Here is a 22,378-nt window from a genome sequence, read left to right as displayed (position 1 = left end):
TGTGGGCGTATCGATGGACGACTTCTTAAGGATATGGCCATGACCGCATTCACCGTCCTAGGCATTCGACCCACGCAATCGGAAGGACGCCGGTGCGTCCTGCATTTTACGCCGAACTGGTACGCGGCGACGATGGGCACAGGCATTCTTGCCACCTGTCTCGCACAGTTCCCGAATGCACTGGCATTGGTTGCGGCCGGGGAGGTTCTATGGCTCTCGAATATCGTGCTGTTTGCCTGTCTTTCGATCCTCTATGCCGGAAAATGGATCCGACACCCGCGCGAGGCCTTGCGCGCTTTCTCACACCCCGTCGTATCGATGTTCTTCGGGTGCATTCCCATGGGACTTGCGACGATCGTCAACGGAACGGTCATCTTCGGCTTGACGCGGTTTGGCGAAGCGGCCGTTCCCGTCGCCATCGGCCTCTGGTGGCTTGATGCCGCGCTCGCCGTGCTTGCCGGACTGGCCATCCCATTTGCCATGTTCACCCGGCAGAACCATGTCTTCGAAGAGATGAGTGCGATCTGGCTGTTGCCGATCGTTGCCTGCGAAGTGACCGCGGCAAGCGGCGGCCTGCTTCTTCCGCATATTCCCGGCGCGAGTGACCAGATGACGGTGCTGTTTGCGAGCTACGTGCTCTGGGCCTGTTCGGTGCCGCTGGCGCTGGGGCTGCTCACCATCCTCTTCCTGCGCATGGTCCTCCACAAGCTGCCGCCGGCTCACATGGCGTCGACCGCTTTCCTGTCGCTCGGTCCGATCGGGACCGGCGCGCTCGGACTGATCCTTTTTACCCTGAACGGGAACGCGGTGCTTATCGCCAACGGTCTCGGCGTCTTCGCCGGTGCAATGTCCGGTGCCGCCCTCCTCGGCGCAATCCTGCTCTGGGCCTATGGCTTGTGGTGGCTGGGCATAGCGCTCGCCACAACTGCGCGCTACCTGCCGAACGGCCCCCCGTTCAATCTCGGCTGGTGGGGATATACCTTCCCGATCGGAGTCTATGCGGTTGCCACGCTGCGCCTGGCGGCGGCGGTTCATCTCCCGGCGATCGCCATCTTTGGCGGAGTTCTGGTCGTCGCGCTGTCGGGGATCTGGATCGTGGTTGCCATCAGAACCTGTTTCGGGGCTGCTGACGGCACGCTTTTTGCCGATCCAAGCCTTGCCGATCAGGCTTGAATGGCCCGCACCGCCGGTTTCGATTTCACCCACCGAAGCGGCTGACCTCGATGCCGCCACCGACGGGCAGAAGCACACTGGTAATGCCCGGCTTGGCCCGGATAGCTGCGCCATACTGCCTGACGTTCTCGTCGCCCGGACGCAGCATGTTGTCGGCAACGACGATCGCGCTGGGATTGAGCTTGGGGTAAAAGGCCTCCAGGCATGGCAGGTACAAGTCCTTCCAGAGATCCACCAGGACAAGGTCGATGCCATCCGTGAGCTCACTGATCATCTGCACCGCGTCACCGATCCTGAAATCGATCCAATCGGCAAGTCCAGCCTCCACTTGAGCGGCCGCCGCCCGGGAAGTCTTGACCGGCTGACGCCCGCATGAAAGTTAAACTTTCGCAACAATCGACATTTGCCGCCGGCGGTTGTTGCACGGCCTTGAGATGTCGATTACATCGGGTTCGTCAATGGCCGAGCATCTCTCGGTCACGTAAGCGTTAACGTCACTCAACGCGTATGATCGAACGGCTCTGCGGCTTCGATCTGCGCGACTGTGTCCTGCGGATCGAGGCAAAGAGCCTCTGAAGGACACGATGGATAACAATCAAAACCCAACTCACAGCCTGCCGGCTCCACAGATCGAACGGGTTCGCCATGAGCTGCGTCGCCGCTCCCTGATGGTCGCCGAAGTCACCGATATCACGCCGGGCATGCGCCGCATCGTCCTCACGGGTGACGATCTCGCGGACTTCGTCAGCCTAGCGCCCGACGATCACGTGAAGATTTTCGTACCCGCGGCCGAGGGCGAAGCGCGCCGCGACTACACGCCTCGGCGGTACGACAACGATGCCCGCACATTGACGATCGACTTTGCCTTGCATGAGGCGGGTCCGGTGACCCAATGGGCGATCGATGCATCCCGGGGCGATACGCTAGCCATCGGTGGGCCGCGAGGCTCGGCGGTGGTCTCCGCCAGCGTGACCCGGTGGCTGCTGATCGGCGATGAGACTGCCTTGCCGGCGATGGGACGCCGGATCGAAGAATGCGACACCGGTACAGTAATCACCGCGATCGCTGCGGTGGCCGGTCCGGCAGAGAGGCAGATCTTCGAAACCAAGGCGGACCTGCATTTGCATTGGGCGGACCGTCCTCTTTCGGATGCGACGGACGCCGGGCCGCTGCTGAGAATCTTGCGCAACATGGACATCGAGCCCGGGACCTTCGTTTGGGTCGCGGCAGAGGCTTCGGTCACGCGCGCCGTTCGCGAGTATCTGGTCGCCGAGAGAGGCTATCCGCTGCACTGGATCAAGGCGTCCGGCTATTGGGTGAAGGGGAAGGCAGATACGACTGAGAAGTTCGACTAGGATCGGGCTGCGAAGCGAGCGAGCGCGTGAGGCGACGGCTCACTGTTCCTTTGGCCCTGTCGATTGACGGACTCGACATGCCGCAATAACCAGAGCGGGCCGAAAAATGATCGGCCGGTTGGTTATTCCGGCCCCTCGCACCAGCGGGAATTGGTCGCCAAAGGCGAACCCACGGCACCTGACCTTACTGAGAGGTGGTGCCTGTGTCTTTGGAGAACGCTTCTGGCGCAGTCCGCCTCCCACGTGGAGAACGACAACGACCGATACCAAAACCCTGCTGATCGCCCGACTGCTGATCGCCTGCATGATGGCCTTCTGCATGACGGGACTGTTCAGTCTCCTGACGCTCGGGCCGACAGCAGAATGGCTGCACGAATGGCTGAAGGCATTTTTCACGGCCTGGGCGATTGCATTCTGCTTGTCGATTTTCGTGGGCAAGCTTCCTTCAAGATCGCCGGCCGGATAATCGGCAGTCGATGATCGCCGATCCGCGTGTTCGCTACCGCGCACGCGGATTTTCATCATTTATCCAATACGCCGGATCGCCAGCTCTGGCTTTACGAAGCACTTCTTAGTCGCTTTCTCAGCGGCAGCAGCGAAAGGCCGGCGAGCAAAGCGAAGGCCGCGCCGGCGAAGAAGGTCATCTGGTGTCCGCCCCAGTCCCAAAGGGCACCGGCAAGCACGCTCGCTGCGAGAAGCGCGGTACCCGCAATCAGGTTGAAGATGCCGAAGGCGGTTCCGCGCAGTTCGGCGGGTGCGGCATCCGCAACAAGGGCGGCCAACAACCCTTGCGTAAATCCCATGTGGAGACCCCACAGCAGTACCCCGATCCCGAGGCCCGCCAATCCGGGAAGGAGCGCAAGGCTGAGGTCGGCGAGAACGAGAAGCACCAGGCCGACAATCAGCAGAGTTATCCGGTCAACGCGGTCCGCCATGACGCCTGCCGGATAGGCCGACAACCCATAGGCAATGTTCATGACGATCAGTACGACCGGCACGAACATGACGGGAAGCCGCATCTGTTGAGCGTCGAGAATGAGGAAGGCCTCGCTGAACCGCGCAAGGGTGAATACTGCCGAAACGGCAACGACCAGCCAGTAGATCGCAGGCAACTGGACCAGCTCCGAGCGGTGGAACGGGACCCGAATGCGGCGCTGCTCGGTCCGCTGCGGTTCCTTGACGACAAAGAGGATAATCGCGACGGAGCAGAACGCCGGGATGACCGCGATCCAGAAGACTGTCGAATAGTGGTCGGCGGTCCACCACATCAAAACAAGAGCCAGCGCCGGCCCAAGGAATGCGCCGACCGTGTCGAGCGATTGGCGCAGACCGAAACTTGCGCCACGGATTTCCTTCGGACTGATATCGGCGATCAGGGCGTCGCGTGGCGCGCCGCGGATGCCCTTGCCGACGCGGTCTATGAAACGTGCTGCCACCAGCCAGCCAAGCGATGGTGCCAAGGGAAAGACGGGCTTTATCAACGCAGCCATGCCGTAGCCCAGGGCCACAAGCAGCTTTCGCTTGCCAAGCCAATCGCTCAGTGCTCCGGAAAACACCTTGGTGATGGCGGCGGTCGCCTCGGCAATGCCTTCGATCAGCCCGACCGCAAATGCCGAAGTACCGAGGACGGCAACCATGTAGACCGGAAGCAGCGCGTGGATCATCTCGGAGGAGATGTCCATGAACAGGGAGACGAAGCCAAGAGCCCAGACGCCTTTCGGGATCGCCCGCAGGGCCGAGGGTCTTGAGCCGGCGACGTCGACCATTCGAACTACCTTTCACAAACTACCCGCCATGGGTCTTCTGCTTCTCAAATCTGACGGCGACCTGAAGGTCCTTCAGCTTGGCTGCTGCGGCTTCGCCCTGTGGTTCAGTCGTTACATCTCAATTGTCCGGCAGCGCAAGCAGTTGGAAGGTGTTGACATACCCGACCCACCGTGGATCATATGGTTCATGGGGTCGCGATCACCCCACGAGGCGCCAGCCGAAGAGTCGCGTCCAACGAAGCCGCTAAAACGGAGGACGCGCGATGCCGTCATTCACCGAAATCTCAACCGATAAACTGAACCGCCTCATCGGCACGCCGGGTGCACCGGTATTGATCGATGTGCGCAATGACGAGGACTTTTCCGCCGATCCTCGTCTCATCCCCGGTTCGATCCGCAGGCCATTCAAGGATGTGGACGAATGGGGTGCTGAAATCCACGGCCCGGCCGTCATCGTCTGCCACCATGGCGCCAAGCTCAGCCACGGCGTTGCCGCGCATCTTCGTGTCATGGGCGTGCAGGCCGAAACGCTCGAGGGCGGGTTCGAGGCATGGATCAAGGCAGGCGGGGTCGCCGTGCCCGAGGAGAAGCTGCCGCCTCGCGACGCCAAGGGGCGGACGGTTTGGGTCACTCGCGCCCGCCCGAAGATCGACCGTATAGCGTGCCCCTGGTTGATCCGCCGCTTCGTGGATCCGTCCGCGGTCTTTCTGTTCGTTCCTGCCGCGGACGTGCTTATGGTCGCCGACCGTTTCGGGGCAACACCTTTCGACATCGAGGATGTCTTCTGGAGCCACCGCGGCGATCGATGCTCGTTCGATATCATGGTGGAGGAATTCGCCCTTCAATCCGGGCCGCTCCTTAGGCTTGCTACGATCGTCAGGGCTGCAGATACCGCAAGGCTTGATCTCGCGCCCGAAGCGGCGGGATTACTGGCGGCCTCGCTCGGGCTCTCGCGGATGTTTGCCGACGACCTCGAGCAATTGGCCGCAGGCATGACCCTGTACGATGCTTTCTACCGATGGTGCCGGGACGCGACCGAGGAAACCCACAATTGGCCCTCCGCGAAGAAGGGAAGCTGAGATGGCCAACCTTGTCACAGATACGCCCGCCGAGGGAACGGCGGGCGTCATGAGCCACGGCATCTCCTTCGGCGAGGCGTTTCGCGTCTGGTTGCGCGTGGCGGCGCTGAGTTTCGGCGGCCCGGCCGGGCAGATCGCCGTCATGCACAGGATCGTCGTCGACGAAAAGAAGTGGATCGGCGAACAGCGTTTTCTGCACGCTCTCAACTATTGTATGCTGTTGCCTGGGCCCGAGGCGCAACAACTCGCCATCTATATCGGCTGGCTTATGCACAGGACGGCAGGAGGGCTTGTGGCCGGCATCCTTTTCGTTTTGCCCGGCTTCCTGTCCATCCTTGCCCTCAGCTACGTCTACGTGGTGTTTGGAAACGTCGACGCCGTAGAAGGCATGTTCTTCGGCCTCAAGGCCGCCGTGCTTGCGGTCGTCGTGCAAGCCGTCATTCGGATCGGGGGCAGGGCGCTCCGGAACCCGGCCATGATCGCCATCGCGGCCGCGGCCTTCCTGGGGATCTTTGTTTTTCATGTCCCGTTCCCGCTGATCATTCTGGTCGCCGCGATCATAGGCCTAGCGGGGGCCAAGTCCGGCTCGAGGCTCTTCCAGACAGGCAATGGCCACAAGGCCACGACCGGTCGTGTTCTTGCCGATGCAGACTCCGCGCTTGGCGAGGAAACACCGGTCCATGCGCGGCCGAACCTGTTGTGGTCGCTCAAGATTTCGGCTGTCATGCTTGCGCTTTGGCTCGGGCCGCTTCTGCTGCTTTATGTCTTCCGCGGCGGAGATGACGTGTTCACGCAGATTGGCGTCTTTTTCAGCAAGATGGCCGTGGTGACCTTCGGTGGCGCATACGCCGTGCTCGCCTATGTCGCGCAGGAGGCGGTGCAGCACTACGGCTGGCTGCGGCCGACGGAGATGCTCGACGGGCTCGGCATGGCCGAGACGACGCCAGGCCCGCTGATCATGGTTCTCCAATTCGTGGGGTTCATGGGCGCTTATCGCGACCCGGGGACCCTCGATCCGATCACAGCCGCTACGCTGGCTGCGATGCTTACGACCTGGGTGACGTTCGTGCCGTGCTTCCTCTGGATTTTTCTCGGTGCGCCTTTCATTGAAAAGCTCAGGGGCAATGCGGCGCTCGCGAGCGCCATGTCGGCCATCACCGCTGCCGTGGTCGGCGTTATTCTGAACCTCGCGATCTGGTTCGGCCTGCACTTCCTGTTCACCGAGGCGCGCATCCATCGGCTCGGCCCTATATGGATAGAGCTGCCCGTGTGGTCGTCGCCGGCACTGCCATCGCTCGTTCTCAGTATTGCCGCCGCTGTTGCGATCTTCCGGTTCAGGATGTCGGTTATTCCCACACTGTTCGGATGTGCCGCCGCTGGGATGGCGTGGAAGCTGTTCGGGATACTCTGAAGCGATTGCGTAAGGGTTGAAATCTGCGCCGAGATGCCCGCAAATCCCCCGCCTCTTGCGCAGGAACCCAATCCTTTCTATATCCTCGGCAACGAAAGTCCGGCGGCCGATCCCGCTCGGACACACCAAATCCGCCGACTCTGATGGGCGGATCGCAGCAAGCTTAGAATTGGCAGCCACCCGTGAACACACTGGATTTTGACAAGAGGCCGGAAGATACCCGCGTTGTCGTCGCCATGTCCGGCGGCGTCGATAGCTCCGTGGTGGCAGGTATTCTCAAACGCCAGGGCTATGACGTGCTCGGCATTACGCTGCAGCTCTATGATCATGGCGCGGCCGTTCACCGCGCCGGTTCCTGCTGTGCCGGTCAAGATATCGACGATGCCCGTCGTGTTTGCGAGACACTTGGTATTCCCCATTATGTGCTGGACTACGAGAAGCGGTTCCGCGACACTGTGATCAATCCCTTCATGGACAGCTATGTGGCCGGCGAGACGCCCATCCCCTGCGTTTCCTGCAATCAGACCGTCAAGTTCGCGGATCTCCTGGCAACGGCCAAGGAGCTCGGTGCCGACGCGTTGGCAACTGGCCACTACATTCGCTCGCGGTCCAATCCGGCATCTGGCAATCCCGGTCGCCGCGCGCTTTATCGTCCCGCCGATGCCGATCGCGACCAAAGCTACTTCCTGTTTGCGACGACGCAGGAGCAGATCGACTACCTGCGCTTTCCGCTTGGCGGCCTACCCAAGGCCGAAACCCGTAAGCTTGCCGAAGACATGGGCCTTGTTGTCGCCAAGAAGGCTGACAGCCAGGACATCTGTTTCGTGCCGCAGGGAAAATACTCCGACATCATCAACAAGCTGAAGCCGAATGCGGCGCTCGCAGGCGAGATCGTCCATCTCGACGGCCGCGTGCTGGGCCAGCATGAAGGCATCCTACACTACACCATCGGCCAGCGCCGCGGCATCGGCATTGCCGCTGGCGAACCGCTCTATGTCGTCTATCTCGATGCCCGGTCTCGCCGGGTCATCGTCGGGCCGAGGGAGGCGCTGGAGACGCACCGCGTCTATCTGCGGGATGTCAACTGGCTCGGCGACGAGCCGCTTGCCGAGGCTGCCTCGGGAGAAGGCTTCGCATGCTTTGCCAAGGTCCGCTCGACGCGGGCCCCGACACCCGCTGTCCTGCATGCCGATGCGAGCGGCATCTACGTCGACCTCGCGATCGGGGAAGCTGGCGTTGCGCCGGGCCAGGCCTGCGCACTCTATTCGGCGCATGGCGACGACGCCCGCGTTTACGGCGGTGGTTTCATCGAGCGTTCCGAGCGCGAACCGGCGGCGGAAGCCTCGCTGAAGGCCCTGCTAGCGAGCCCGGTCGCAGCTTGAAAAAGCCTGTGGTATTTTCTCGATCATGCGCTTGACACAAAGCCGAAGCGCACCTTATAAGCCGCTCATCCCACGGGCCGCCGCATCGCGAATGGCACCGTTGACCAGTGGCGGAGTAGCTCAGTAGGTCAGAGCAGAGGAATCATAATCCTTGTGTCGGGGGTTCAAATCCCTCCTCCGCTACCAGTCAACTAACTGAAATTATTACATAATTTGTAATTATTGGCTGCCTGGTCCGTGTTGCAGTGTTGCGTGCTATAACGGCCCATTTCCGGGCTTTTCAACGTGTTGCAGTTTATGACTTGCAACACGGATGCAACACGAAAAACCCGCCGGCATTCGCGCCGACGGGGCCAAGTCTTCCTTGTGGTGGTGCGCCCTTATATGGTGGCTGCGGCGTTCCCTAACCTGCGAATGCCATCGGCTAAAGCGCGTCGCCCGTTTTTTGATTCAGGTTCTCGAATCGGCCGATTTGTGATTCCTTCGTAGCTGGAAGGAGACCGATCATGGGCAAATCACATCCGATCGAGTTGCGTTCCCGTGTTGTTGCGTTCGTTGAAGAAGGTAACACCCATCGCGAGGCGTCTCGGCATTTCCGTGTGTCGCCTCGGTTTGTGAATAACCTTGTTATCCTGAAGCGTGAAACGGGCTCTCTGTTGCCAAGACGACAGGGCCATGTCGGCGGCGGCAAGTTGAGCGACCATGGAACATGGTTCCGTGAACGTATGGCTGAGAAGGGTGATTTGACGCTTGACGAATTGTGCCTCGAGCTTGCAGAGCGCGGCGTCATTGTGCATCGCTCGAGCGTTGGACGCATGTTGCACCGGCTCGGTTTGAGCCATAAAAAAAGCCTCATGGCAAGCGAGCAGCTTCGCCCGGAAATCGCTCGGGCGAGAAGTCTATGGCTCGAAAGGCGCAAGCCATTCTTCGATAAGGCTCTGGCTCGCCTTACTTTTATCGATGAAACGTCAACGAACACGAAGCTGACAAAACGCTCCGGATGGTCGCCAAAGGGCCACCGTTACCGCAGTCATGCGCCTTTCGGATCCTGGAAGACGCAGACGTTCATCGCTGGCCTCAGATCGCATTCCATGGTCGCCCCATGGATCGTCAACTCGCCAATGAATGCCGAGATATTCGAGACCTGGATCGAAACGCAACTCGTCCCAACTCTATCCAAGGGCGACGTCGTGATTGCCGACAATGTTCGTTTCCACAAAAGCGAAAAGGCCGAAAATCTCATCAGACAAAAGGGTGCCTGGCTGCTTTTTCTACCTGCGTACTCGCCCGATCTAAACCCGATCGAAATGGCCTTCTCGAAACTCAAGACGCTCCTACGAAAGAAAGCCGCAAGGAGTTTCGACGCAATATCAAATGCCCTGAGCGACATCTGTGCACTGTTCCCCGTTGAAGAATGTCGAAACTACTTCAAGGCCGCAGGGTATGAGGCGATTTAGACGCGACAAGCTTTAGAATTCAAAATAGAGGGTCACTCCCGACCGCCGGTGGTAGCCATAATAGTCAGGATAGCCGCCATCGTACCGAGGATAGCCATAGTACCTCGGATAACTGCGGTATCCATATGGGCGAGAGTAGCAGTTGCCGTAGTAACCGCAGGAACGGTAGGCGTACCGCCGGTTCCAGTAGCGATCCGAACGCCAATGACCATGGTGCCGGTTTTTGACCTGCACGACATCGCCGGTCTGCACTTGTTCTGCTTTCGGCACGAACATCGGCGCGGCGTTTAGCGGTAGGGCGAAAGAGGCAGCCAGGACTACAGCTGCGAGGGCGGATAAGAGCTTTTTCATCATGAACTCCTCCTCGCTAACTACATAGAACCATCGCGCCTGAACCGCCCATGAACACACGCGTTCTGCGTCTTGCGCTTTTCGCGGAGTTCTGCACGGTTTCTGGTATGGCGATTGTCCGCGTAGCAGAGTCAACCCGCCGGCGCGCTGATCGTCGACCGAGTTTTTCGCTGTCAATGTGCGACTTGGGAAGCTGCCGACATCAATTCTTCGGGATCTAGCGCCCGGCACACATGTCGGCCTTCCTCTTCAACTTCTGTGAAGCTCCAGCGCACCACGCCTTCTCGATCGAGCAGGAAATGGCCGACAAGCTGCATCTGTCCGGGTGTCCTCATCTGCTGATCGGCTTCTGTGATCTCGTACCCATCCTTCTCGCTGAGAAGGTCGCCCGCGGCCGCCGGATCCATCGGTTCGGGCAACTCCCCCGGCAGATCAACCCGCATTGTCATGACCACATCCATTCCGACCTTGTAAGGCCAGTTGGTCTCATTCTGCGTGAACTCGAGGATGGGTAAGCCGAAAGCGCGGTGCGAAGCTCGCTCCGGGTCGGATGCAGCATGAAGACCGGGTATCGGATGATAGCGGAAATAGTGTCGCGCGCGTTCGACCGGGGTGTTTACCACCGCTAGAGAGTCCACGCCTTTCTCGTGTAGGGCCGGGACGAGCTGTGCCATCGCCGCGACATGGCGTCGGCAGAACGGGCAAAGCAGGCCTCGAAACAAACCTATCAACAACGGGCTACGGCCGCGAAATTCATCAAGTGCGATCTTCCCCTCGCGTGAGATCGCATCCAGGACGATGTTCGGGGCCTGATCGCCCGGTTGTAACGGATGGTCCAAATAATGCGCAGACATGGACAACCTCCTCGCCCGAAGGACCAGTCAAGAAGAGACAAGGCGACAAGTGCTTCGAGGTCGAGCCCGTGCGGCGCGCAAGCGGCTTGACGCCGTGGCGACGGGCTAGCGCGCTCCTGCTTCCGTGACGGTGCGGTCGCCGCCAACTTCGCCATCCGGCTATCCGGACATCCCGCCACGTTCGATGCTAACACTCGCTGCAATCCGCGACAAGAATACCTTGCCGCGGCGGCAGGAGGAACGGCTGATGGCGTGTAGCCTCGTTGCGATCCAAGACCGATTCCAACCACGCGTTACGTCCGAGTTTGCAATGGGAATGGCCGTTTGGGGGCATGGGCATGACAGCCGAGGCACGAACGTCCGCTTGGGGCGTCAAAAGCCGACGACGCCTACGGCAGTTGTGCGCCGCCAATACCGGACATTGCCTTTTTTCAGAAATGCGTAAATGGTTTTGAAGAAATGCTGCTTCGCCGCTCGTCCCCCGCTGCATAGCGGGGCATATCATTTACAGCAGCCTGAAAGGCATCACGCCGGGAAGAGCGACCAGCCCGTGCCGGTCAAGAATGGCATGCGCCGCGGTTTTGGCGGGCACACGCACGTCGCCGGCAAGCTTCCTGAGGATAGTCAGGAGTGGTCGCCTTCCCGATCCCGCCGCCGCCTCTGTCACCAGTGTGTCAGCTAGGCAGTTCAGGCTGCAGCTCAGCTCCTTCCTGCCGGCCTGCCTGATCAGGGCGACGTTTGGATCAAGACACATTCGAAGGCAGTTCAGATCGCCTACGAGTGTAGCGGGACGTTCGTTCGGACTGATGCGATGATGGCGGCCGGCTTCGAGGCGATGGGTTTCGCTGATCCGCGACGCCTTCTTCACTGCCGCGTCGAGGCCTTCAGATCTCTTCTGAACTGGCCAAGGTCCAAGCCGGTCAGCGGCCTCGCAACCAACCGTGCCCGGCTTTTTGGCTGAGTTGCGGGTTATTTCAAGGCCGGCGTAACCGCGTGATTTAAAGAAAGAATTGGCATCCAATTGAAACAATGGCAATGGCCAATGGCATTGTTAGCACCATGGCGATGCTTTGCCAGTCGGCTTGATGTTCATGAGCTTCCGAGGTCATCCTAGCTCCTCCCCACATGGATATGGAGCCTACCGGACCTAGGAGCGATGTCGTCTCAAAATAAGTTTCTGGCTGTAATATTGATGGCAATATCGCTGGTCCGCCCCGTGACGGGCTAAAAGGTGGTTTCCTGTACCAGCCACCACACAGGAAGAAATGCCAGCGCAATCGCTGCTAGCCAGACCGAGGCAAACTTGACCAGATACTGCCGTCTCGCTTTCGCTTCGTCCCACTCGTAGTACATCGCCAACTCCCAACTTTAGGCTTCGCTACTTGAAACATCGCTTCAGCGGCGAGTCGAGTGCGGAACTGCAACACTCTCCTTCAGACAAATCTTGAACATCTTATCGACCGCAAGATTCTCTTCGCCGCGGTGCGCCGCCGGGCATCCGGTATTTTCGGCACGTCTCTAACTCAGGGGCAGGTCGATGGCGTCACCGGCATCCTCGATGCCTTCGCCACCCATGGAGACGGGGGCTGCTTCCATCCTGGCATTAACCGGCTCCATCTGGCCGTTTGTACTCGGCGTTGCGACTCGAAGATATTCAGACATCGCATTCCGCAAGGCAATCTGCCAGTTTCCGAAGTCGATAAGGCCCGAGGAATCCAGTCGGTGATAGAGGCCGCTACGGTCCTCCGCTACCACTATTGCCCTTGCATCTTGCAACGCTTCGGCGCAGCGGCTGCAATGTTCGATCGCGAGTAGCTGGACCGTCGTCGATTGAAATTGAGGGAGAATTTGAAAGCGCCGTGGGGCGGAGACAAAGTCGTCAGGTTCGATGTTTTGCATAGCCCAAGAGCAGAAGGCTATGAGCGGCCGACGCCTTTGGGAGCCCCGCCCTGCGGCTCCCGGAAGCTTCTACTGGAGAGGGCGTCCCTGAATGGCAGCGCGCGTCCGCTCGAAGCTTGGCGGAGATATTGCCGAAATCACAGTGCCAAAATGCCTTTCCAATTCCCGGGATAGGTCGTCGGCGGAGGTCATCCCGTGCCGGAAACGTTCGATAAGCAGTTTCGCCGCGACGTTGTATCGTTCGGGATCAGCAACGCTACTGGCCGAACAGTATCCAGCCGCATCCAAGACGCCTTGCAGCATCGTGAGGTCTTTTGACTTCAAGACAGAGCTAAGTTCGGAAGACATTTCGGTCCTCCTTCCATTTGGGGCAAGGGCCGGTAGCCCTGATGCAGCAGCGCCCGTAACATTGGCTGCTGAAGGAGTCACCATGCCTGAGCGCGGCTCCGCATGCAACGTGATTCCTGCAATTTTCGTTTTTATAAGGTCTCGGTAACAAAACCAAAAATTGAGGTTGCGTTTCATGCGGGGAGTGCCTATATCCCTGCTATCGGCATTGCTGATGAGCGCTGGAAAGTATCTGTCGCTCGCAATCGCCGCAATTGCTTTCTGCTTTTGACCACGGATGTACTGGCACTGGTGTGAGTAGCGATGTGAGGAAGGTCGGTGCGGTTTCGCCCCGGCCTTTTTTGTTGGCTGCTCCACCGGTCTAGAGAACTTGGTTTAAACACAATGGCGGCTCTGCTTACCTGTTTCAGTTTGCTAGTCGAGCTTCGTTTCGCGCCCGTTGGCGTCAAGCAGACCTTTTCTCCCAAAATCGATTTCATCTGCCGGCTACGTCGGGCAGCGATCACTCTTGCAAGGAAGAGGAATCTAGAATGAGCAAAACCGATGCGGCTGAGATCCAGCGCAAATCGGAGCGCCAAGTTGCAAATACGAGCGGTGGAGGGCACTAGGGGGAACCAATTTTGGCCAGGCGCCCGACGCCAAGACCGCAGGTGGAGCGGGCGGAAAACCTCGCCCAAGTGGGGGGCGGAAGTAGTCTTCCGCTCCGCAGAAAGCCCGCCGTCGAAGGCGACGGGTATTCGGTTTCCGGATCCTGGATGCTATGCCCTCAGTTCACGCAGCCTCGACACGGCCAACGATAATCCCAGAGATGCGTTGAAAGGCGCGCCTCCACTACCAGCTAAATGACGCATTTTCTCCTGTGGAATTTTCAATAAAGTTTGGCCTCGGGCCTTTCTCCTTTGCGTACGCTATGCACGATGGTGGGTCTGCAGGCGTGTCATCGTTGCGGCTTAGACTACTCGACGAAATCACGGATCGGATTTGAGAATGGCGAACGAGCCGAAACTGGAGCATTCCGACCTTGCTGGTGAGTTCACCGATGACGGCGTAACGGTGCTCGTCGACATCTTCCGCCCTGCGGGCACGAATGGCGACTGGAAGATGGAAGTGGTGACCCAGCACGAGGACCTCATCGAATGGGAGGCGCCCTTTGCGACCGATCGCGAGGCGTTTGACGAGTTTTTGGCGACGGTCGCGCGCGAAGGGATCAGAACATTTTTGGAAGAAGAGGACCCGTCGGTCCACTAACCCTTGCTCGGTCGCATGAAGGAGTTCTCCTGGATCGGGCAATTGGAGAATTGCGGTATCCCACTTCCTCACGTTCCGGAGAATTGCGCAGCTCTCGGGCCCGCCAGCGTTACTTGCCAGTCACTCTTGTTGCTGAAGTTCTGGCTTGCCAAGAAAGTATATCCCGTGCTTGCCCAGGGTTTTACTTTACCGACAAGATTGTCGAGCACATAGTCGCCTGACTTCAATCGCGCCAGCAGGACGACATGGTTGTTGCCGCCTCGATCGATTACGACCGAAAGCGCCAGTTTGTTTGATGCAAAGCCTGCGCCGAGCAGCGTCTTCATCTTCAGCAGCGCATAGTCTTCGCAGTCGCCTTTGTTGTTAATGGGCAGCGACCAGTATTCCGATTTTCCTGATGTCCGTGTGTCCGTTGCTGCTGCAACGCCGGCGTTGACCTGCCTATTCACCTTCTGGAGCAGGGGCATCGCCTCTTCGTCGCTCATCTCACGACCGCCGGTGCCATGGCAGAGCCAAGCATAGCGCGTGCATGCGGAGGGAAAGCCTATCGGGGCTCCGATCGAGCGTGATGGGCGAAGGGCTGAGCCTGCGTAGCTCTCACCCGCAAACGCTGCGAAAACAAGAGTGAACGCCGCGAAAGCTGCAAAGGCTCGCATCGAAAACATCCCTTCGGCTGAGTGCTGACCTGCCAATTATACACTTTAAGCTGCCACCTTTTAATTAGAATTTTATATTTTAAAGGTTAACTATATACTAACGTTTTAGGGTCTGTTTACGATAGTTATTCTTCTTTTTACTTTATTAGGACTGTATAAATCTCCTCGTTAACGCTCTGTTAACTTTGGGAGTGAGTAACTATGCGTACAAATTTACTGACAATTTCTGCCGGCATCGCTTTTCTTCTTGCCGGAACCAGCCTCGCAAGTGCACAGAGTCAGCGGCTCAATTGTCAGGCGGTGCGGCCAGGCACGATTGAGGAGAGATTGTGCGGGCCGGTAGCATCCATCAATCTTAATCCTTTTGCCGATCCTGATCATCACGGTGGCCGATTGCTGGGAGGCAGGCAGTCCGCAGGCAATTCTTCCGGGGGAGGGAATGCCGGCGGCTCCGACGCTGGCAGCGGTGATAGCAATGGACGCGGCGGCAGCGGCAACACAGGCGAAGGTTCTGGTGGCGCCGGCGATGGCAATGGCGGCGGTGGCAATGGGGATGGTGACGGCGGCGATGGCAGCAGCGGCGGTGGTCATCATGGCGGGGCCCACCATCACCATGGTCCGAAAGACCACCACGGACCCAAAGATCATGGCCCTCGCGGCGATGGCCCGAAAGACCACCACGGTCCCAAGGGCGACGGTCCTCGCGGCGATGGCCCGAGAGATCACCACGGTTCGAAGGGCGATGACCCTCGCGGCGACGGTCCCAGGGATCATCACGGCTCCACGGGGGACGGCCCCCGGGGCGATGGCCCGAAAGACCACCACGGCTCCAAGGGCGACGGCCCTCGCGGCGATGGCCCAAAAAGCCAGCACGCCTCCAAGGGTGACGGTCCGCGCGGTAGTCGTAACCACGGCGGGGGCAGCCAAGGTGGCGAGAACCGAGGCGGCGGTAATCAGGGTGGAGACAACCAAGGTGGCGGCAACCAGGGTGGCGGCAACGAAGGTGGCGGCAACCGGGGTGGCAGCAACCAGGGTGGCGGTAACCAGGGTGGCGGCAACGAAGGTGGCGGCAGCCAGGGCGGCGGCAACGAAGGTGGCGGCAGCCAGGGTGGCGGCAACGAAGGTGGCGGCAGCCAGGGCGGCAGCAGCCAGGGTGGCGGCAGCCAGGGTGGCGGCAATCAGGGTGGCGGCAGCCAGGGCGGCGGCAGCCAGGGCGGCGGCAGCCAGGGCGGCGGCAGCCAGGGCGGCGGCAGCCAGGGCGGCGGCAGCCAGGGCGGCGGCAACGAAGGCGGCGGCAACCAGGGCGGCAGCAGCCAGGGTGGCGGCAGCCAGGGTGGCGGCAACGAAGGTGGCGGCAGCCAGGGCGGCGGCAATCAGGGTGGCGGCAACGACGGTGGCGGCAGCCAGGGCGGCGGCAGTCAGGGTGGCGGTAACGAAGGTGGCGGTAACCATGGCGGTGGCCACGGCGGAAACCACTAGAAGGCGAACGGACCGCCTTTCACGGCGGTCACCGTCATATCAAATGAACGAAGCCCGGGTCGTTGCCCGGGCTTTGTCATTTCCTGCCCGTTCGTCGGCAGGTTCAGAGATCTCAGAACTTGAAGCCGACGCCGACGGTGACAACGTTCTGATTGAAGTCGGTGTCCACACCGAGCAGGTCCTTGCTGCCGTAATCGTTGTAGCGATATTCGACCCGCCCGAAGATGTTGTCGGTGAAGGCGTAGTCCAAGCCGGCTCCAACGGTCCAGCCCGAGAACGTGGCGTCGTCATCGCCGACGGGTGTGTTTACATGGCCTCTTGCGCCCGTCCAGCCGGCGGCTCCATAGAACAGCGCGTGATCGAGAGCGTAACCGACGCGGGCGCGGACGGAGCCTGTCGTGTCGAACTTGTATTCATTGCCGCCAACGGTTTCATCGTTCCAATTGTAGGAAACGTCACCTTCGACGCCGAGCACGATATTGTTGTCGAGTTGCCAGTTGTATCCGGTGAAGCCGTTGATGAGGCCGCCGTTGAGGTTGGCGTCGCCGATGCCGGAGAAGTCACCGTTGCCCCAGGCGCCACCACCTTGCAGGCCGACATAGAAGCCGTTCCAGGTGAAAACCGGTGCGGCTTGTGCAACCGGGGCTGCCGGCGGCTCGCTCACAAGGTCAGCGGCCGATGCAGCCCCCGCAAGACCCATAAAGGCCGCCGAGGCAGCAATTATACGAAAATACATGATAAATCCCTCTCCTATGACAAGGGTCCACTCCGTTTGCACACCAATCGAGCTGGGCTCGATCAATGATCGCGGCCCATGCGGCATGCAGATACACTTTCAGTGGAAGTGTCCGCCCACAGAACCAACGAGCTAACGTTGCCCTGTCTGAAAGGGTTCCATCACGAATTTCTGATGTGCGAGGTGGCGCGCGGCGCGTATTTCGCGGCGCTTATCCGCTGGCCAATGCCTCGTCACGATCAAGAACGAAGGAGCGCGTCTCTTCGGCAGGCATGGCCTTGCCGAAGAGATAGCCCTGTCCGACATCGCAGCCGAGCTGAAGCAGGTGCCCGAGTTGGCGATGCTCCTCGATGCCCTCGGCAGTGGTCTGGATGTTGAGACTGCGGCCGAGCCCAAGCATTGCGCGAATGATCTTTTCCTGGCGTTCATCATCGCGGTAGGTCGCGATGAAGCTCTTGTCGATCTTGATCTTGTCGAAGCGATATCGGGCGAGCTGGGCGAGGCTTGAGTAACCCGTGCCGAAATCGTCGAGGGCGATCTGGACGCCAGCATCGTGGAGCTCGTCCAAAATGATGGCGGCAACTGCCGGATCCTGAATCAGCGCATTCTCGGTGATCTCGATCTCCAGGCGGCGCGGTGGCAGACCATTTGCCGAAAGCACCTTGAAGATGCGCGAGGCCAGCAGCTTGTCCTCCATCTGCACCGGAGAGACGTTGAAAGACAGGGTGACGTGGTCGTCCCAGGCCAGCGCATCCCTGCAGGCCTGAGCCAGTAGATCTTCGAAGAGCTCGGTAATCATTCCGGTTTCTTCGGCAATCCCGATGAAGACCGGCGGCGGAATGGCGACGCCCTCTTCATCCGTCCAGCGGGCGAGCGCCTCGAAGCCGCAGACCTTGCCGCTCTTGAGATCGATCAACGGTTGATAAAACGGCCGGATCGCCTTCTTCTGGATTGCGATACGCAGCTTGGATTCCAGCGTTGCGCGCTTTGCCACCTTGTCCTGCATCGAGGCTTCAAACACCATATGGTGGTTTGGTCCGCGTGACTTGGCCTCGTACATGGCCAGGTCGGCACGATGGGCGGCGTACTCGAGCGGTTCCCGACCCTGTTCCCAGCGATCGTAACCGACGCTGGCGCCGACTTCGACGGCAAACCCATTGATATGGATGGGGCGTGTTACGGCCTGGATGAGCAACCGCGCGAAGCGTTCCTCGTGCCGGGGGGAGAGGCCGAGCGCAACGACGACAAACTCGTCGCCGCCAAAACGATAGACGCAATCAGCATTTCCGATCGCACAGATGCGCTTTGCCACTTCGATCAGCAGGGCGTCGCCGCCATTGTGGCCGACGAGATCATTGACCTTCTTGAAGCCGTCGAGGTCGACCGAGAAGATCGTAACATTCTGCTCCCACTCGGCGTCTTCGACGTCGGTCTTCGTCCTTCGCGGAACAAGGTTGCGCTCGAATGCGTAACGGTTGGGAAGTTTGGTAAGGTGATCGTGTGTTGCCGTCCAGTCGGCCTTGGCCTGGGCGCTGGTTCGCAATTCCATCTCTTTGCGCAGGTCGAGGATGCGCAAGATCGAATAAACGAAGCTCATGGCGCCGCCGATGCCAAGCGCGAGGACGAGCTTGTCTGCACCATAGTTCTCGTAGGCGCCGACGAAAGCGACCAGCCAGTTGTCCAATTCGAGGATCGCACCGACGAGCCACAGCGTTAACCCCCACGCCATGACCAACAGGCATTGCCTCCCGGCCCTGCTCTGGAAGAATACCGGCATGCTTCACTCCATCTCCACCCGGGCGCCGGTGTATCATTGAAGTCTGAAGGGTATGTTGAAACCAAAGGGTGAATTCTTGGTATCTGCATCTACGGCGCAGGGAGAGGTGGTTCGAAAGGCGAACGGTGCAGCCGCCCGCCTGTCGTTCTCAGGGCCTGATCAGTAGGGATGCGCCGATGACAAGCAGGAGAAGCATCACAACGGCGGTCATGCGTAGCAGTCGCGTGCGCCGCATTTGCGCGCCGCTCCAATCATAAGGCATGCTTGATCCTCCTTGGGGCAAGGATTGACGCCCCGACGGTGTCGGGTCGGAAAGCTATGGCATGGCGTGCTTGCGTAAGGCTGGCCTAAATTATCGCCTTGAAAATTAAGCCGTTGCGCCTTCGACGCGCAGTGACCAGCGGCTTCCATTGCTCGTCATGTGGACGATTGCGAGTGGCTCGATGTCGGCAATCCAGAATGACGCGACGGGTGCGTTCAGCGTGCTGATGATGGCCGCCCGAATAACCGCGGCATGGGTGATGGCGACGATGTGGCCGCCGGCCTGCAAGCGCTGGCTCAGCCAGGCGTTTACACGCGTGCACACGGCAGCGATTGCCTCACCACCATGCGGAGCCTCCTCCGGCCGCGCCATCCAGGCCGCAAGGTTTTCCGGCTCCGCTTGCTGGATTTCGGCGATCGAACGTCCCGCCCAGCGGCCAAAATCACAATCGGCGAGCGCATCGGAGAATGCGGGCTGCAGGCCGAGCGCATCGGCCGTCTGCCGCGTGCGCAATGTCGGGCTGGCGAAGACGTTATCGGCGTGCCGAAGGCGAGGCGCAATTGCCTGCGTGGCAATGACTGCCTTCTCGTTCAAGGGCTCGTCCAAGGGGAAACGCGCCTCGCGGTTGGCGGCGGTCGAGCCATGGCAGATCCAGGTGAGGCGCGTCATCACGTTGGTCGTCTCCGGATAACAAGGAGGGTGGCCTGTCACTGCATGAAGTTTCGTTGACAGGTTCGAAGCCGCAGATATAACGGTGTTGTTGTGGGTTTGGAAACCGGTGAAATTCCGGTGCGGTCGCGCCACTGTGATCAGGATGAGGATACCTCGGACTGGAAGTCAGACCCTGCCACGCAACAATTCTCGACTGAACGCGTCATTCCAGGAGGAATACATGTCTGACTCCACTTTTGCGCCCGTCGCCGCACCGGCCCCGATTCCGGTTGGCGAGCTTTTGCCCTGGGCGATCTTCGGCGGTCTGCTGATGCTCATCGCCATCTATTTCGTCGGCACCGAAGAGGGCGCGATGGCGCTTTTCAACGGTATGTACGTGCACGAGTTCGTGCATGACGGCCGGCATCTGCTCGGCTTCCCCTGCCACTAAGGGAGTTCCGGACATGGTTGGAAATCTTTTGCTTCGCGGGATGCTCGCGGGCCTGATCGCTGGCGTCCTCGTTTTCGCTTTTGCCCATACCTTCGGTGAGCCGCTTGTCGACCAGGCGATTGCGTTCGAGGAAGCCGCTGCCCAGGCGGCAGGCGCAACTGGCGAGCCCGAAATCGTCAGCCGTGCCACGCAGGCGGGCTTTGGTCTGTTCACCGGCGTGATGGCTTACAGTATCGCCGTCGGTGGCCTGTTTGCGCTCGTCTTTGCTTTCGTCCAAGGCCGGTTCAGCACGCTCGGAGCGCGCGCAACGTCTGTGGTCATTGCGATTGCGGCCTTTGTCGCCGTTGTCATCGTACCCAACATCAAATATCCGGCCAACCCGCCGGCGGTCGGCAACCCTGACACGATCGGCGTCAGGACCGAGCTGTTCTTCCTGATGATCGTCGTTTCGATCGCCGCCCTCGTTGCGGCAATTGCGCTTGCACGCCGCCTGGCGCCTCGGTTTGGGGTTTGGAATGCGGCGATTGCAGCAGGTCTCGCCTATGTCGTCTTCATCGGTCTCGTGCAGTATCTGCTGCCACCGATCAACGAGGTGCCGGAGAATTATTCGGCGCTGGTCCTGTGGCGTTTCCGCACGACTTCGATCGGCATGCACGTGATCCTCTGGGGCGTCCTTGGCCTGGCCTTCGGCGCACTGGCCGAACGCAAGCTTGGTGTCGCTGCCAGCCCACGCGAACGCGCGCCGGCTTTTCATTGATCGGAGAAGGCTCCGGAGCGATCCGGAGCCTGCACCAGGCGATGACCTACCGGCGTTCCATTTTCTTCGTGGCAATGATAGCAGTGCTGCAGCTGTGGTCTGTTGCGGCCAGCGCGCACCAGCAGAGCAGCAGTGGTCCCCACACCGGCATCGCAATCGCTGAAATCTCACATGGCGAAATGATCATGATCGCACAGTATCGCGATCGGATCATCGATCTCGCGGCGCGCGCCACGGACACGAACGAGCCGTTCCGACGCGTACTCAACTATGCGCAAATCCAGCACGCCTACTGCCTCTGGGGAAAAATGCCCGGCGGCGTGACGGACGAGGCCAGTCCATTCAATGAGTGCTCGCATGCATATCTCGCGGCAACGAAGGCCGTGCTGCTATCGATGCGTGGCATGGGCGGCGAGGCTGTCGAGGCCGAGGCCATAGTCTCGGCGATCGATGCCGGCATGGTGCTGGGCGGCTTGGCGCTGATCACTTGCCAGTTTAGCGGTGATGCGTTCAATACTGCGGATGTCGTTCGCCCGGCGTGGAGGGACGTTCCGCTGCATCCTGAAAGCATGGCGACGTTGACGGCGCTCGCGGCGGCGATCCTTGCTGTGGTCTATTGCGGGCGGCGCCTGCTTCGGCGGATCACGCTCTAGCTCTTCTCCACATCGCGGTCGAAGTGCGTTGCAACCAGCATGGCTGCGAGGTGCACAGTATTCTTCGCACCGTAACGCTCCTTCATGCGCTCCAAGCGGTGCTCGACCGTCCGATGCGAGAGCCCGAGATCGGCTGCGATCTCCTTGGCCGTCGCGCCTTCCGTCAAAAGCTGGATCACCGCTTCGTCAGTCGCATCCATGCGGGCTTGCTGCTGCGGCGGGTTGAACATGAAGCGGCCATTCGAGACCGTCAGCAGCCAGGATGGGCGCCGCGCCGTTGTCTTTTGCGGAAGGATCAACCGCTCGTATCCGAGGTTGACGCCAAGCACCCTCGTCTTGACCAGTTCCATCGAAGGCTTCTGTGTGGCGATCACCTCGCGATAGCGCGGGATAACGGCCGTTTCCATGTAGGCACGATCCTTGAACTCGCCGATGCGTTGATCGGCAAAGAGCTTGTTGATGTTGAGGAGACGCGAACTGAAGCCAGAGGGGCGCACGACCTTCAGATGCCATTGCAGCGGATCCTCGCCGTCGAGAACGACGAGCGTCATCCTCATCCTGATCGTCAGAAGGTCGAGGACGTCGCGATAGATATCTGCCGGCGCGGCAGGCAGCTGGGGGGTGGTATGCAAC

24 protein-coding genes, 1 tRNA gene and 1 pseudogene are annotated in these 22,378 nt (G+C 60.0%); 13 read left to right on the top strand and 13 right to left on the bottom strand.

The features are described 5' to 3' along the window. Positions 1-39: 39 nt before the first annotated feature. On the top strand, positions 40-1,173 hold the full coding sequence (locus tag ACSQ9D_RS14805) for a TDT family transporter (RefSeq protein WP_436282847.1): 1,134 nt from the start codon (positions 40-42) through the stop codon (positions 1,171-1,173). A 25-nt stretch (positions 1,174-1,198) separates the two neighbouring features. Here the strand turns inward: ACSQ9D_RS14805 and ACSQ9D_RS14800 are convergent. Next, a pseudogene (locus tag ACSQ9D_RS14800) lies at positions 1,199-1,501 on the bottom strand (O-methyltransferase); the annotation flags it as partial. A gap of 256 nt (positions 1,502-1,757) precedes the next feature. Between ACSQ9D_RS14800 and ACSQ9D_RS14795 the strand changes: the two are divergent. Together ACSQ9D_RS14795 and ACSQ9D_RS14790 are read left to right on the top strand one after the other, a co-directional pair. Beyond that, a complete protein-coding gene (locus tag ACSQ9D_RS14795; protein ID WP_436282846.1) occupies positions 1,758-2,528 on the top strand; it encodes a siderophore-interacting protein in 771 nt (256 codons plus the stop codon). A gap of 106 nt (positions 2,529-2,634) precedes the next feature. After that, a complete protein-coding gene (locus ACSQ9D_RS14790; protein ID WP_436282845.1) occupies positions 2,635-2,994 on the top strand; it encodes a DUF2798 domain-containing protein in 360 nt (119 codons plus the stop codon). 91 nt (positions 2,995-3,085) lie between these two features. Here ACSQ9D_RS14790 and ACSQ9D_RS14785 read toward each other — a convergent pair whose 3' ends face one another. Then, the gene (locus ACSQ9D_RS14785; RefSeq protein ID WP_436282844.1) at positions 3,086-4,294 is read right to left on the bottom strand and encodes an MFS transporter; all 1,209 of its coding nucleotides are present in this window, start codon (positions 4,292-4,294) and stop codon (positions 3,086-3,088) included. Between the two features lie 263 nt (positions 4,295-4,557). On the opposite strand from ACSQ9D_RS14785, the gene ACSQ9D_RS14780 reads away from it, so the two are divergent. The 5 genes from ACSQ9D_RS14780 (at position 4,558) to ACSQ9D_RS14760 (ending at position 9,623) form a co-directional block, all read left to right on the top strand. After that, the gene (locus ACSQ9D_RS14780; RefSeq protein WP_436282843.1) at positions 4,558-5,373 is read left to right on the top strand and encodes a chromate resistance protein ChrB domain-containing protein; all 816 of its coding nucleotides are present in this window, start codon (positions 4,558-4,560) and stop codon (positions 5,371-5,373) included. Between the two features lies 1 nt (position 5,374). Beyond that, positions 5,375-6,784, top strand: a complete 1,410-nt coding sequence (chrA, locus tag ACSQ9D_RS14775) for a chromate efflux transporter (RefSeq protein ID WP_436282842.1) — start codon at positions 5,375-5,377, stop codon at positions 6,782-6,784. A gap of 182 nt (positions 6,785-6,966) precedes the next feature. Beyond that, the gene (gene mnmA, locus ACSQ9D_RS14770; RefSeq protein WP_436282841.1) at positions 6,967-8,166 is read left to right on the top strand and encodes a tRNA 2-thiouridine(34) synthase MnmA; all 1,200 of its coding nucleotides are present in this window, start codon (positions 6,967-6,969) and stop codon (positions 8,164-8,166) included. 109 nt (positions 8,167-8,275) lie between these two features. Next, a tRNA-Met gene (locus tag ACSQ9D_RS14765) sits at positions 8,276-8,352 on the top strand. A gap of 320 nt (positions 8,353-8,672) precedes the next feature. Beyond that, on the top strand, positions 8,673-9,623 hold the full coding sequence (locus ACSQ9D_RS14760) for an IS630 family transposase (RefSeq protein WP_436281282.1): 951 nt from the start codon (positions 8,673-8,675) through the stop codon (positions 9,621-9,623). Positions 9,624-9,635: 12 nt separating this feature from the next. Here the strand turns inward: ACSQ9D_RS14760 and ACSQ9D_RS14755 are convergent, their stop codons facing one another. From ACSQ9D_RS14755 to ACSQ9D_RS14735, 5 genes are all read right to left on the bottom strand, one after another. Continuing rightward, complete coding sequence (locus ACSQ9D_RS14755; RefSeq protein WP_436282840.1) at positions 9,636-9,974, bottom strand: hypothetical protein; 339 nt, start codon at positions 9,972-9,974, stop codon at positions 9,636-9,638. Positions 9,975-10,147: 173 nt separating this feature from the next. Continuing rightward, the gene (locus tag ACSQ9D_RS14750; RefSeq protein WP_436282839.1) at positions 10,148-10,828 is read right to left on the bottom strand and encodes a redoxin domain-containing protein; all 681 of its coding nucleotides are present in this window, start codon (positions 10,826-10,828) and stop codon (positions 10,148-10,150) included. Positions 10,829-11,333: 505 nt separating this feature from the next. After that, complete coding sequence (locus ACSQ9D_RS14745; protein WP_436283895.1) at positions 11,334-11,696, bottom strand: hypothetical protein; 363 nt, start codon at positions 11,694-11,696, stop codon at positions 11,334-11,336. A gap of 356 nt (positions 11,697-12,052) precedes the next feature. Further along, positions 12,053-12,181, bottom strand: a complete 129-nt coding sequence (locus ACSQ9D_RS14740; protein WP_007793444.1) for a hypothetical protein — start codon at positions 12,179-12,181, stop codon at positions 12,053-12,055. A 165-nt stretch (positions 12,182-12,346) separates the two neighbouring features. Continuing rightward, complete coding sequence (locus tag ACSQ9D_RS14735) at positions 12,347-12,727, bottom strand: hypothetical protein (protein WP_436282838.1); 381 nt, start codon at positions 12,725-12,727, stop codon at positions 12,347-12,349. A gap of 450 nt (positions 12,728-13,177) precedes the next feature. Between ACSQ9D_RS14735 and ACSQ9D_RS14730 the strand changes: the two genes are divergently transcribed. Together ACSQ9D_RS14730 and ACSQ9D_RS14725 are read left to right on the top strand one after the other, a co-directional pair. Further along, complete coding sequence (locus tag ACSQ9D_RS14730; protein WP_436282837.1) at positions 13,178-13,372, top strand: hypothetical protein; 195 nt, start codon at positions 13,178-13,180, stop codon at positions 13,370-13,372. A gap of 690 nt (positions 13,373-14,062) precedes the next feature. Continuing rightward, on the top strand, positions 14,063-14,323 hold the full coding sequence (locus tag ACSQ9D_RS14725; RefSeq protein WP_037126862.1) for a hypothetical protein: 261 nt from the start codon (positions 14,063-14,065) through the stop codon (positions 14,321-14,323). A gap of 68 nt (positions 14,324-14,391) precedes the next feature. On the opposite strand, the gene ACSQ9D_RS14720 is transcribed toward ACSQ9D_RS14725, so the two are convergent. The 5 genes from ACSQ9D_RS14720 to ACSQ9D_RS14700 form a co-directional block, all read right to left on the bottom strand. Further along, positions 14,392-14,979: a transglutaminase-like cysteine peptidase gene (locus ACSQ9D_RS14720; protein ID WP_436282836.1), complete on the bottom strand. Its 588-nt coding sequence runs from the start codon at positions 14,977-14,979 to the stop codon at positions 14,392-14,394. 213 nt (positions 14,980-15,192) lie between these two features. Then, a complete protein-coding gene (locus ACSQ9D_RS14715) occupies positions 15,193-16,431 on the bottom strand; it encodes a hypothetical protein (RefSeq protein ID WP_436282835.1) in 1,239 nt (412 codons plus the stop codon). Between the two features lie 139 nt (positions 16,432-16,570). After that, positions 16,571-17,194, bottom strand: a complete 624-nt coding sequence (locus ACSQ9D_RS14710) for an outer membrane protein (RefSeq protein WP_436282834.1) — start codon at positions 17,192-17,194, stop codon at positions 16,571-16,573. A gap of 211 nt (positions 17,195-17,405) precedes the next feature. Beyond that, a complete protein-coding gene (locus ACSQ9D_RS14705) occupies positions 17,406-18,971 on the bottom strand; it encodes a putative bifunctional diguanylate cyclase/phosphodiesterase (protein WP_436282833.1) in 1,566 nt (521 codons plus the stop codon). Positions 18,972-19,338: 367 nt separating this feature from the next. Further along, the gene (locus ACSQ9D_RS14700; RefSeq protein WP_037126867.1) at positions 19,339-19,902 is read right to left on the bottom strand and encodes a histidine phosphatase family protein; all 564 of its coding nucleotides are present in this window, start codon (positions 19,900-19,902) and stop codon (positions 19,339-19,341) included. Between the two features lie 223 nt (positions 19,903-20,125). Between ACSQ9D_RS14700 and ACSQ9D_RS14695 the strand changes: the two genes are divergently transcribed. Genes ACSQ9D_RS14695 through ACSQ9D_RS14685 form a run of 3 tightly spaced genes read left to right on the top strand, consistent with a single transcriptional unit; the run spans position 20,126 to position 21,745 of the window. After that, positions 20,126-20,335 (top strand): CbtB domain-containing protein, encoded by a 210-nt coding sequence (locus ACSQ9D_RS14695; protein ID WP_037126869.1) that lies wholly within the window; start codon positions 20,126-20,128, stop codon positions 20,333-20,335. A 13-nt stretch (positions 20,336-20,348) separates the two neighbouring features. Next, positions 20,349-21,092 (top strand): CbtA family protein, encoded by a 744-nt coding sequence (locus ACSQ9D_RS14690; protein ID WP_436282832.1) that lies wholly within the window; start codon positions 20,349-20,351, stop codon positions 21,090-21,092. Between the two features lie 41 nt (positions 21,093-21,133). Continuing rightward, the gene (locus ACSQ9D_RS14685) at positions 21,134-21,745 is read left to right on the top strand and encodes a hypothetical protein (protein ID WP_436282831.1); all 612 of its coding nucleotides are present in this window, start codon (positions 21,134-21,136) and stop codon (positions 21,743-21,745) included. Here ACSQ9D_RS14685 and ACSQ9D_RS14680 read toward each other — a convergent pair. Beyond that, positions 21,742-22,377, bottom strand: coding sequence for a response regulator transcription factor (locus ACSQ9D_RS14680; RefSeq protein ID WP_436282830.1), 636 nt, complete (start codon positions 22,375-22,377; stop codon positions 21,742-21,744). The two genes, ACSQ9D_RS14685 and ACSQ9D_RS14680, sit on opposite strands and share 4 nt — an antisense overlap. Position 22,378 lies beyond the last annotated feature (1 nt).

Source organism: Rhizobium sp. LjRoot258 (assembly GCF_964254185.1).
Classification (GTDB): Bacteria; Pseudomonadota; Alphaproteobacteria; order Rhizobiales; family Rhizobiaceae; genus Rhizobium.
The sequence above is the reverse complement of the archived record's forward strand: the minus strand, read 5'-3'. Positions and strand labels throughout refer to the sequence as shown.